The following is a 10,452-nucleotide window of genomic DNA, read 5'->3' on the forward strand; positions in this document are numbered from 1 at the left end:
CCACAGGTAGGGGCTGGAGTCCCGGCAGGGATTGCGGCGACAATCCTTCCTCGCCCGGGCGCCGGCCCGGTCCACGCCTCCAGGCACCGTCATCGCGCCCGTTTCGGGCCCGTTCCGTTCATGTTCCGTTCCGTTCTCCATGTCTGAAGACTTCGCGCTGGTCGAATCCACGCCGGCCGCGCCGGCGGCGGTCTGCTGGGTGCGCGTCGCGCTCGACGTGCCGCTGCCCGGCCCGTTCGACTACCGTCACCACGAGCCCGTCGAGGCGGGCCTGCGGGTGATCGTGCCGTTCGGGCGCCGCAAGCTGATCGGCGTGGTGGTGGACAATCCGGCCGAGCCGTCCTACGAACCGAAGCAGATCAAGCCGATCGAGGAAGTGCTGCGCGACCTGCCGCCCTTCGACGAGGCCTGGCTGCGCCTGGCGCGTTTCGCCGCCGAGTATTACCAGCGGCCGCTGGGCGAGGTGATGCTGCCGACGCTGCCGCCGCCGCTGCGCAAGCCGACCGCCTATCAGGGCAAGCGCTCGGCCGGCGGCCCGGTGGCGCGGCTGGACGGACGCAAGCGCAAGGCGGCCCGCAATCCGGCCGAGGCCGACCAGCCGCCTGAACTGAACGATGCGCAGCGCGAGGCGGTGGAGACCATCGCCGGGCTCGCCAAATTCAAGCCGGTGCTGCTGTACGGCGTGACCGGCAGCGGCAAGACCGAGGTCTACCTGCGCGCCGCCGAGAAAGTGCTGGCGGCCGGCCGCCAGGTGCTGCTGCTGGTGCCGGAAATCAACCTGACGCCGCAGCTGGAGGGCGCGCTGCGCGCCCGGCTGGAAGGCCTGGTGGGGCCCGACGGCCTGGCGGTGCTGCACAGCGGCCTGTCCGATGGCGAGCGCCTGCAGGCCTGGGCGCGCGCGCAGCGCGGCCAGGCGCGCATGCTGCTGGGCACGCGCATGGCGATCTTCGCGCCCATGGGCGAGCTGGGCCTGATCGTGGTGGACGAAGAACACGACGCCTCGTACAAGCAGCAGGACGGCCTGCGCTATTCCGCGCGTGATCTGGCGGTGTGGCGCGCGCACGACCTGGACATCCCGGTGGTGCTGGGCTCGGCCACGCCGTCGCTGGAAACCTGGCAGCACGCCGAGCGCGGCCGCTACCTGCGGCTGGCGCTGCCGGCGCGCGCCCGCTCCAGCTCGCTGCCGGCCATGAAGCTGGTGGACACGCGCCGCCTGCCGATGAAGCACGGCATGTCGCCGCAGTTGCTGGAGGCGCTCGGCGAACGGCTGGCGCGCAAGGAGCAATCGCTGATCTTCCTGAACCGGCGCGGTTTCGCGCCGGTGCTGCACTGCCAGTCCTGCGGCTGGGTCAGCAATTGCCCGCGCTGCACCGCCTTCACGGTGCTGCACCGCACGGCCGGCCGCGGCCATCGCCTGCAATGCCACCACTGCGGCTACCAGGCGCCGGTGCCGCACGCCTGCCCTGAATGCGGCGACCAGGACCTGGCGCCGATGGGGCGCGGCACGCAGCGGGTCGAGGAACACCTGGCCGAGCTGTTTCCCGAGGCGCGCATCCTGCGCATCGACGCCGACAGCACCCGCAAGAAGGGCAGCGCCGAGGCGCTGTTCGCGTCCGTTCACGCGGGCGAGGTCGACATCCTGGTCGGCACGCAGATGGTGTCCAAGGGCCACGACTTCGCGCGGCTCGGCCTGGTGGGCGTGCTCAATCCCGATTCGGCGCTGTTCGCGCACGATTTCCGCGCGCCCGAACGGCTGTTCGCCCAATTGATGCAGGTGGCCGGCCGCGCCGGCCGCCACCAGGGCAACGGCCAGGTCATCATCCAGACCGGCTATCCCGAACAGCCCGTGTACCAGGCGCTGCTGCGGCATGACTACGCGGGCTTCGCGCGCCACGCGCTGCAGGAACGCGAAAGCACCGGCCTGCCGCCGTTCGCCTACCAGGCCCTGCTGACCGCCGAGGCGCGCGAGCTGGCGGTGGCGCAGGCCTTCCTGCAGCAGGCGCGCGCCCTGCCCGAAGGCGAATGGGCCGCCGACTTTCCGGGGCTGGACGCGGTCATGCTGTATGACCCGGTGCCGCTGCGGGTGGTGCGCGTGGCCAACGTCGAGCGCGCCCAGCTGCTGGTGGAAAGCACCAGCCGTCCGGCGTTGCAGGCCTTCCTGGCGTCGTGGTCGCACCATCTGCCGTACCTGGCCAACGAGGCCCGGGTGCGCTGGCAGCTGGAGGTCGACCCGCTGGAAATCTGACACGCACCGCGCGTCCGTCCGATTACTCTATGTCGTTCCCCTTTCCCCGAATCCCATGTCCGCACACGAACCCATCGGCCACGGCCTGAACCCCGCGCAGAAAGAGGCGGTGCTGTACCTGGACGGCCCCTGCCTGGTGCTGGCCGGCGCCGGCAGCGGCAAGACGCGCGTCATCACGCAGAAGATCGCGTACCTGCTGCGCGAGTGCGGCTACATGGGCCGCAACGTGGTGGCGCTGACCTTCACCAACAAGGCCGCGCGCGAGATGGACGAGCGCGTCAAGACGCTGGTGGACCGCAAGCTGGGCAAGGGCCTGACCATCAGCACCTTCCACTCGCTGGGCGTGAAGCTTTTGCGCGAAGAGGCCCGCAACGCCGGCCTCAAGCCGACGTTCTCGATCCTCGACGCCGATGACGCCATGGCGATCATCCAGGAACTGCTGGCCACCACCGACAAGGGCCGCCTGCGCCACGTGCAGGGCATCATCTCGCTGTGGAAGAACGCGCAGATGGAACCCGACGACGCCGCGCGCGAGGCCATCACGCCGGGCGACGTCGAGGCCGCCAACGTCTACCGCAGCTACGCCGCCACGCTGGCCGCCTACCAGGCGGTGGACTTCGACGACCTGATCCGCATTCCGGCGCTGCTGCTGGCCAACAACGAAGAGGTGCGCACCCGCTGGCAGAACCGCGTGCGCTACCTGCTGGTCGACGAATACCAGGACACCAACGTCTGCCAGTACCGCCTGGTGCAGCTGCTGACCGGCCCGCGCGCCATGTTCACGGCGGTGGGCGACGACGACCAGGCCATCTACGCCTGGCGCGGCGCGACCATCGAGAACCTGGCCAAACTCACCACCGACTATCCCAACCTCAAGCTCATCAAGCTGGAGCAGAACTACCGCTCGGTGCAGCGCATCCTGGCCGCGGCCAACCAGGTGATCGAGAAGAACCCCAAGCTGTTCGACAAGAAGCTGTGGTCGGACCTGGGCGTGGGCGAGCCGATCCTGGTGTCGCCGATGGACGGCGAGGAGCACGAGGCCGAGTCCATCGCCATGAAGGTCTCGGCCGCGCGCTTCGAGCGCCAGGCGCAGTGGAAGGACTTCGCCATCCTGTATCGCGGCAATCACCAGGCGCGCATTCTGGAGCAGGCGCTGCGCAATCTGAAGATCCCGTACACGATCTCGGGCGGCCAGAGCTTTTTCGACAAGGCCGAGGTGCGCGACATCCTGGCCTACCTGCGGCTGCTGGCCAACGACGAGGACGACCCCGCGTTCATCCGCGCCGCCACCACGCCCAAGCGCGGCATCGGCCAGGCTACCTTGCAGACGCTGGGCCAGTACGCGGCCAGCCGCGAGCTGTCGCTGCTGGCCGCGGTCGACGAGACCGGGCTGGAGAGCCTGCTGGCGCCGCGGCAGCTGGAACCGCTGCGCACCTTTACCGAATTCATCCGCCGCATGCAGTGGCGCGCCGGCCGCGGCGCCGCGTCGGCCAAGGACGCCGCGCCGGCCGAGCCCGCCGGCGTGATCCTGGACGACCTGGTGCAGGCGATCCAGTACGAACGCCACCTGTTCGAGCTGTTCGAGGAACGCCCGGCGCAGACCCGCTGGCAGAACGTGCTGGAACTGACCGGCTGGCTCAAGCGCAAGGCCGAAGAGGACAACATGACCCTGTTCGAGCTGGTGCAGCACGTGGCGCTGGTGACCATGCTCGAACGCGGCGAGGAAGAGGAGCTGGACGCGGTCAAGATGTCGACGCTGCACGCCTCCAAGGGGCTGGAGTATCCGCACGTGTACCTGGCCGGGGTCGAGGAAGGCCTGTTGCCGCACCTGGGCAAGGACGACGAGGATGGCGATCCGGCGCGCGCCGCCGAGAACCTGGCCACCCGCATCCAGGAAGAGCGGCGGCTGATGTACGTCGGCATCACCCGCGCGCAGCGCACCCTGAACCTGAGCTGGTGCAAGCGCCGCCGCCGGGCGCGCGAGGACCTGGTGCGCGAGCCGTCGCGCTTCATCGAGGAAATGGGGCTGGACGATCCGACCATCAAGGAAGACGAGACCACCGCCGCCATGAATCCCAAGGAACGCATGGCCATGCTCAAGGCCTTGCTGAAGAAGTGACGCCGCAATAAATTACAAGACCGGGAGGCGCGTCCAGGCTATACCTGCCGCTTTGCACCATGGCGTTACCGATGAAGGATGACTTGCGTTATCAACCGGTGCCCGGGACGCCGGGCCTGGTGCTGGGCGTGGCGCGGCTGGTCGAGTTCCAGTTCGACCGGCACTACCACGTCGACTACCACATCGGCCTGGTGACCCAGGGCGTGCAGCGCCAGACCTTCCGCGGCCGCAGCACCCTGCTGGGGCCCGGGGGCATCGCCCTGATGCCGCCCGGCGAGGTCCATGACGGCGCCGGCGTGGCCGATTATGGCGAGTCCTACACCCTGAAGACCTTCCGCCTGTCGCCCGACCTGATGCGCGATTTCATCGCCGAGGTCTCGGGCGGCGCGCCGGACGAACGCTTCCTGGGCACGCTGATCGAGGAACCCGCGCTGGCGGCCCGCTTCATGGCGCTGCACGCGTCCTGGATGGCGGACGCGGCCGCCGGGCCGCTGGCGCACGAGGCCGCCTCGCTCGCCCTGATGGGGGCGCTGTTCGCGCGCACCGGCGCGGTGACGCCGCAGGCGGTGCGCGGCGGCCTGGCGCTGGCGCACCAGCGGGCCGTGCTGGACTACTGCCAGGCCCATCTGGGCGACAAGATCGGTCTTGAAGACCTGGCGCGGCTGTGCGGCCTGAGCCGCTACCAGTTCCTGCGCCGCTTCGCGCTGTCGGTGGGGCTGACGCCGCACGCCTGGCTGACGCGGCTGCGCCTGGAACGGGCCTGCGGCGCGCTGGCGCGGGCGCGGGCTCCGATCGCGCAGGTCGCGGCCGACGTTGGCTTCTACGACCAGAGCCATTTCAACCGCGCTTTCCGCACCGCCTACGGCGTGCCGCCTTCGGCGTATCGGCGCGCGACCTGAGCTCCGCGTCGCCTGAGCATTGCTATCGCGCCAGCGCCCGCAACGCCGCCAGGAAGTGGTCGACATCCTGCTCGCGCGTGTTGAACGACGTCACCAGCCGCGCCACGCCCGGGCCCCAGCGGTCGTGGTAGAAGCGGAAGCCCTGCGCCAGCAGGCCGGCGATGGCCGCCATGGGCAGCTGGCAGAACAGGATGTTGGCCTCGACCGGCCCCTGCAGGGTCACGCCGGGCAGGCCCGCCATGCCGGCCGCCAGCCGCGCCGCCATGGCGTTGGCTTGGCGCGCGTTGGCCAGCCACAGGTCGTCCGCCAGATAGGCTTCCATCTGCGCCGACAGCAGCCGCATCTTCGAGAACAGGTGGCCGCCGCGCTTGCGCCGGTAGGCCAGTTCGGTGGCGCGTCCGGGCTCGAACAGCACGATGGCCTCGGCGCCCAGCACGCCGTTCTTGGTGGCGCCGAACGACAGCGCCGCGACGCCGGCCTTCCAGGTCATTTCCGCGGGCGTGCAGCCCAGGCTGACCAGGGCATTGGCAAAGCGCGCGCCATCCATGTGCAGGGGCAGCCCGGCATCGCGGCAGACGGCGCCGAGGGCCTGGATCTCGTCCAGCATGTACACGCTGCCGGTCTCGGTCGCCTGGGTGATGCTGACGCAGGCCGGCGGCATCGAGTGCACGTCGCCGGCCTTGCGGCGCGCTTCCACCGCCAGCCGGGCGGGATCGAGCTTGGAGGCGGCGCCCTCGAGCAGCGTCAGGCGCGCGCCGCCGCTGTAGAACTGGGGGGCGCCGCATTCGTCGTTGGCGATGTGGCTGTGCGCGTGGCACAGCACGCTGCCCCACGGCGGCGTCAGCGCCGCCAGCGCCAGCGAATTGGCGGCGGTGCCGGTGGGCACCAGCAGCACGTCCACGTCGCGCTCGAAGATCTCGGCCAGGCGCCGTTCGACGCGCAGGGTGATGTCGTCGGCGCCATAGGCGGCAGCCTGTCCCTCATTGGCCCGCAGCAGCGCGGCCAGGATCTGCGGGCTGGCGCCGGCGGTGTTGTCGCTGGCGAAACCCAGCTGGGGCGAAAGGGAGGCGGGGGTGTCCAAAGGGCAGGCTCCGGGAAAGGCTGACAAGGTCCCACTATGCCCGCCGGCGCCGTCCCGGGCTTGTAGAAAATTGCGCCCCGCTCCTACACTGGGACGGACCCGGCGGCCCCGCGCCGGGTCGGTTTCCAAGGAGCGCATCATGTGCCGCTGGCTGGCTTACACCGGGAGTCCCCTGCAAATGGAGAGCGTGCTGTTCAAGGCCACGCACTCGCTGATCGACCAGAGCCTGCATGCGCGCATGGGCGCCACCACCACCAACGGCGACGGTTTCGGCCTGGGCTGGTACGGCCGGCCGCCCGAGCCGCCGTTCCGCTACCGCAGCGTGCATCCGGCCTGGAACGACCGCAACCTGCGCGAGGCGGCGCGCGCCATCCATTCGCCGCTGTTCGTCGCGCACATCCGCGCCGCCACCGACACGCCGGCCCAGGAAACCAACTGCCATCCGTTCCGCCACGGCAACTGGCTGTTCGTGCACAACGGCGTCATCCGCGACTATCCGCTGCTGCGGCGCGACCTGATGCTGATGATCGCGCCCGCCTACTTCGGCTCATTGGAGGGCTCGACCGATTCCGAGGTGATGTTCCTGCTGGCGCTGACCTTCGGCCTGGAGGAAGACGCGCTGCCGGCGCTGGCGCGCATGGTCGGCGCGGTCGAGGAGACCGGCCGGCGCCATGGCGTGGCCCGGCCGATCAACATGACGGTCTGCGCCCTGGACGGCGAGCGCCTGATCGCGGTGCGTTATTCCAGCGAGCGCGATTCGCGCACGCTGTTCCACAACACCTGCGTGCGTCACCTGCGCGAACTCTATCCCGACGACCCGAAGGTCGCGGCGCTGGATGACGAAGCCTTCCTGCTGCTGTCCGAACCGCTGACCGAGATGCCGGGGGCCTGGGAGGAAGTGCCCGAGTCCACCGCCATCATCGCCGCCCGCGGGCAGGTCGAGCACTATCCGTTCGTGCCGGTGCCGCCGGGCGCCTGAAGCCCGTAGCGCGCCGCGGGCACGTTGCGCGACAGTTCCGGGCCGAGGGCCTGGCGCGCCGCTTCCAGGCGTTCCAGCAGGGCCGGATCGGTCAGCGACGGGATGGTGACGAACTCGCCCTGGTCCAGGCCCGCCAGGGCGCTGCGCACCATGTCGTCCGCGCTCATCACCATGGCGGACGGCAACTCGCTGGCCGGCTTGCCGGCCAGGTCCCAGAACTCGGTGCCGGTGGCGCCGGGCAGCACCGCCTGGACGCGCAGGCCCTGGTCCGCCAGTTCGTGGCGCAGCGATTGCGAGTAGGCCAGCACATAGGCCTTGCTGGCGCCGTAGACACCGTTGAGCAGCTCGGGGTGCAAGCCGACGATCGAGGCGATGTTGATGAGGGTGCCGCCGCCGCGCGCCACGAAGGCGGGCGCAGCGGCCATGGCCAGGTGGGTGAGGGCGCTGATGTTCAGGTCGATCATGGCCTGCATCTGGCCGGGATCGGATTGCAGCAGCGGCGCCACCGAGCCGATGCCGGCGTTGTTCACCAGCAGGGTCAACGAGTCGTCCTCGCGCAGCGTTTGCGCCACGCGTTGCACGCCGTCGGCTCGCGACAGATCGGCCGGCAGCACGCGCACGTCGCGGCCGGTTTCGGCGCGCAGCCGCGCGGCCAGGGTTTCCAGGCGCTCGACATTGCGCGCCACCAGCGTCAGGTCATGGCCGCGATGGGCCAGGTGATGGGCGTAGCGCGCGCCGATGCCGGACGAGGCGCCGGTGATCAGGGCGCGGCCCAGGGATTTGCCAGACGGGGTGTTGCTCATGATGGACTCCGAAAAGAGGGACGGCGGATCGTGCCGGTACGCTTGCAGAGTAGAGTCGGGATGGAATATCCTCAATGACATAGAAACGTCTTTTCAGGACATCCGGCGAAAACGGACGGCACGGCCATGAAAACCATCGCGATCCTGTTGCATCCCGGCTTCCAGCTCATGAGCCTGGCGGCCAGCGCCGTCTTCGAGATGGCCAACCGCCAGAGCGGCGAGCCGGCCTATCGCGTCGTCCTGGTGTCCGAGCATGGCGGGCCGGTGGCCAGTTCGCTGGGGTTCGCGCAGGACACCATCAAGCTGGGCCGGCGCGCATTCGACACGTTGATCGTCGCGGGGGACAACAGCGGCGAGGGCGCGTCGGAGAGCCTGTTGCGCGCGTTGCGGGGCGCCAGCGGGCGGGTGCGCCGCTGCGCCTCGATGTGCACCGGCGCGTTCGTGCTGGCGCAGGCCGGCCTGCTCGACGGCCGCCGCGCCACCACCCACTGGTTCTACGCGCGCCGCCTGCAGCGCGAGTACCCGCAGGTCAAGGTGGACGAGGACCGCATCTTCGTGGCCGACGGCCCGATCTGGACCTCGGCGGGCATGAGCGCCGGCATCGACCTGGCGCTGGCCATGGTGGAAGCCGACCTGGGGGCGGACATGGCCCGCACGGTGGCGCGCAAGCTGGTGCTGACGCAGCGCCGCGCCGGCGGGCAGTCGCAGTATTCGGCGTTGCTGGAGCTGGATGCGAAGTCCGACCGGGTGCAGACGGCGCTGGCCTATGCCAAGGCCAACCTGAAGGCCGAACTGTCGGTGGACGAACTGGCGCGCGCCGCGCACCTGAGCCCGCGCCAGTTCAGCCGCGTGTTCCGTCAGGAGACCGGGCAGTCGCCGGCCAAGGCGGTGGAGCATCTGCGCCTGGAGGCGGCGCAGGACATGATGCAGTCCGGCCGCCATGCGGCCGAGGTGGTGGCGCGCGAAACCGGCTTTGGCGACCGCGACCGCATGCGCAAGGCCTTCCTGCGCGCCTTCGGCCAGTCGCCGCAGGCGATGCGGCGGCTGCTGCACGCCTGACGCCGGCGCCGCGCCGGGGGGCCGTGGCGGGCTCCGGCCTGGATCCGGTCAGTGCCCGGTGTGCAGCGCCGGATTCAAGGTGCCCCAGGCGGCCGTGCGCACCAGCGTCTCGACCGCGCCGCTCTGCGAGTTGCGGCGGAACAGCAGTCCGTGCTGGCCGGCCAGTTCCACCGCCTTGACCACCGCGCCTTCCGGCGTCAGCACGCGGGTGCCGGCGGTGACGTAGCAGCCCGCTTCGACCACGCAGTCGTCGCCCAGCGAGATGCCGATGCCGGAGTTGGCGCCGAGCAGGCAGCGCTTGCCGATGGCCACGACCTGTTTGCCGCCGCCGGACATGGTGCCCATGATGGACGCGCCGCCGCCGATGTCGGTGCCGTCATCGACGATGACGCCGGCGCTGATGCGGCCTTCGACCATGGAGGCGCCGAGGGTGCCGGCGTTGAAGTTGCAGAAGCCTTCGTGCAGCACGGTGGTGCCGGCGGCCAGGTGCGCGCCGAGCCGCACGCGGGCGGTGTCGGCGATGCGCACGCCGGCGGGCACGACGTAGTCGGTCATGCGCGGGATCTTGTCGACGCCGCGGATTTCAAGGATCTGGCCGGTGGCGCGCAATTGCCAGCGCAGCGCTTCGACCTGGTCGACGGCGCAGGGGCCGGCGGAGGTCCAGGCCACATTGGCGAGCACGTTGAACAGCCCGTCGAGGTTGGCGCCGTGCGGCCGGATGAGCCGATGGCTGAGCAGGTGCAGGCGCAGGTAGGCGTCGTGCGCGTCGGCGGGTGGCGCGTCGAGCGAGGCGATGGCGGTGCGCACGGCGACGATGTCGACTTTGCGCCGGGTGTCGCGCCCAAGCGAGGTGGGCACGTGCTCGCCGAGCGCGGCACGCGCTTCTTCAGGCGTCAGGTGCCGGGTGCCGCCCGCGGGCGTCTTGTCGGTCAGGGACGGGCGCGGATACCAGGTATCAAGGACGGTGCCGTCGGCGGCGATCGTGGCCAGGCCGTAGGCGATGGCGCTGTTTTGGGGGTGTTCTTGCATGGGCTGTTTTTTTGGGGGGCTTCTCTTGGGAACATTCTAGGCGATGGGGGCGGGTCTTTCTATTCGGGAGCGGGGGGGCGCTTCGTAGGTCGCCCCTCTGGCAGGCGGACCGAGCGGCGGGCGCCCACGATTGCGGTCCGGAGCGTTCGCTCCGGACTGCCCCGTCGTCATCCTTGTATGGTGTAGATGCGCCTTCCGCAGTGGGAGGGTGCTGGGGTAGGGACGTCGTCATCCATCA

8 protein-coding genes are annotated in these 10,452 nt (G+C 70.3%); 5 read left to right on the forward strand and 3 right to left on the reverse strand.

Annotated features, from left to right (window positions below):
- Positions 1-139: 139 nt before the first annotated feature.
- The 3 genes from H0523_RS23980 (at position 140) to H0523_RS23990 (ending at position 5,263) form a co-directional block, all read left to right on the forward strand.
- Positions 140-2,245 carry a primosomal protein N' gene (locus H0523_RS23980; RefSeq protein WP_054434840.1) on the forward strand — a complete coding sequence of 702 codons (2,106 nt, stop codon included), beginning with the start codon at positions 140-142 and terminating at the stop codon, positions 2,243-2,245.
- A 55-nt stretch (positions 2,246-2,300) separates the two neighbouring features.
- A complete protein-coding gene (locus H0523_RS23985) occupies positions 2,301-4,364 on the forward strand; it encodes a UvrD-helicase domain-containing protein (protein ID WP_054434839.1) in 2,064 nt (687 codons plus the stop codon).
- A gap of 71 nt (positions 4,365-4,435) precedes the next feature.
- The gene (locus H0523_RS23990; protein ID WP_054434838.1) at positions 4,436-5,263 is read left to right on the forward strand and encodes an AraC family transcriptional regulator; all 828 of its coding nucleotides are present in this window, start codon (positions 4,436-4,438) and stop codon (positions 5,261-5,263) included.
- 22 nt (positions 5,264-5,285) lie between these two features.
- On the opposite strand, the gene H0523_RS23995 is transcribed toward H0523_RS23990, so the two are convergent.
- Positions 5,286-6,344 carry a threonine aldolase family protein gene (locus H0523_RS23995; RefSeq protein ID WP_054434836.1) on the reverse strand — a complete coding sequence of 353 codons (1,059 nt, stop codon included), beginning with the start codon at positions 6,342-6,344 and terminating at the stop codon, positions 5,286-5,288.
- A gap of 139 nt (positions 6,345-6,483) precedes the next feature.
- Between H0523_RS23995 and H0523_RS24000 the strand changes: the two genes are divergently transcribed.
- The gene (locus H0523_RS24000; RefSeq protein WP_054434834.1) at positions 6,484-7,323 is read left to right on the forward strand and encodes a class II glutamine amidotransferase; all 840 of its coding nucleotides are present in this window, start codon (positions 6,484-6,486) and stop codon (positions 7,321-7,323) included.
- On the opposite strand, the gene H0523_RS24005 is transcribed toward H0523_RS24000, so the two are convergent.
- A complete protein-coding gene (locus tag H0523_RS24005) occupies positions 7,290-8,126 on the reverse strand; it encodes an SDR family NAD(P)-dependent oxidoreductase (protein WP_054434832.1) in 837 nt (278 codons plus the stop codon). The two genes, H0523_RS24000 and H0523_RS24005, sit on opposite strands and share 34 nt — an antisense overlap.
- Before the next feature lie 126 nt (positions 8,127-8,252).
- Between H0523_RS24005 and H0523_RS24010 the strand changes: the two genes are divergently transcribed.
- A complete protein-coding gene (locus H0523_RS24010) occupies positions 8,253-9,185 on the forward strand; it encodes a GlxA family transcriptional regulator (RefSeq protein ID WP_054434831.1) in 933 nt (310 codons plus the stop codon).
- A 48-nt stretch (positions 9,186-9,233) separates the two neighbouring features.
- Here the strand turns inward: H0523_RS24010 and dapD are convergent, their stop codons facing one another.
- Complete coding sequence (gene dapD, locus H0523_RS24015; RefSeq protein WP_054434829.1) at positions 9,234-10,214, reverse strand: 2,3,4,5-tetrahydropyridine-2,6-dicarboxylate N-succinyltransferase; 981 nt, start codon at positions 10,212-10,214, stop codon at positions 9,234-9,236.
- Positions 10,215-10,452 lie beyond the last annotated feature (238 nt).

This window comes from Achromobacter insuavis (assembly GCF_902859645.1).
GTDB classification, from domain to species: domain Bacteria; phylum Pseudomonadota; class Gammaproteobacteria; order Burkholderiales; family Burkholderiaceae_B; genus Achromobacter; species Achromobacter insuavis.

Coding starts and splice junctions, on each gene's coding strand:
- H0523_RS23980 (WP_054434840.1), top strand. CDS start 140: ATGTCTGAAGACTTCGCGCTGGTCGAATCCACGCCGGCCGCGCCGGCG.
- H0523_RS23985 (WP_054434839.1), top strand. CDS start 2,301: ATGTCCGCACACGAACCCATCGGCCACGGCCTGAACCCCGCGCAGAAA.
- H0523_RS23990 (WP_054434838.1), top strand. CDS start 4,436: ATGAAGGATGACTTGCGTTATCAACCGGTGCCCGGGACGCCGGGCCTG.
- H0523_RS24000 (WP_054434834.1), top strand. CDS start 6,484: ATGTGCCGCTGGCTGGCTTACACCGGGAGTCCCCTGCAAATGGAGAGC.
- H0523_RS24005 (WP_054434832.1), bottom strand. CDS start 8,126: ATGAGCAACACCCCGTCTGGCAAATCCCTGGGCCGCGCCCTGATCACC.
- H0523_RS24010 (WP_054434831.1), top strand. CDS start 8,253: ATGAAAACCATCGCGATCCTGTTGCATCCCGGCTTCCAGCTCATGAGC.
- dapD (WP_054434829.1), bottom strand. CDS start 10,214: ATGCAAGAACACCCCCAAAACAGCGCCATCGCCTACGGCCTGGCCACG.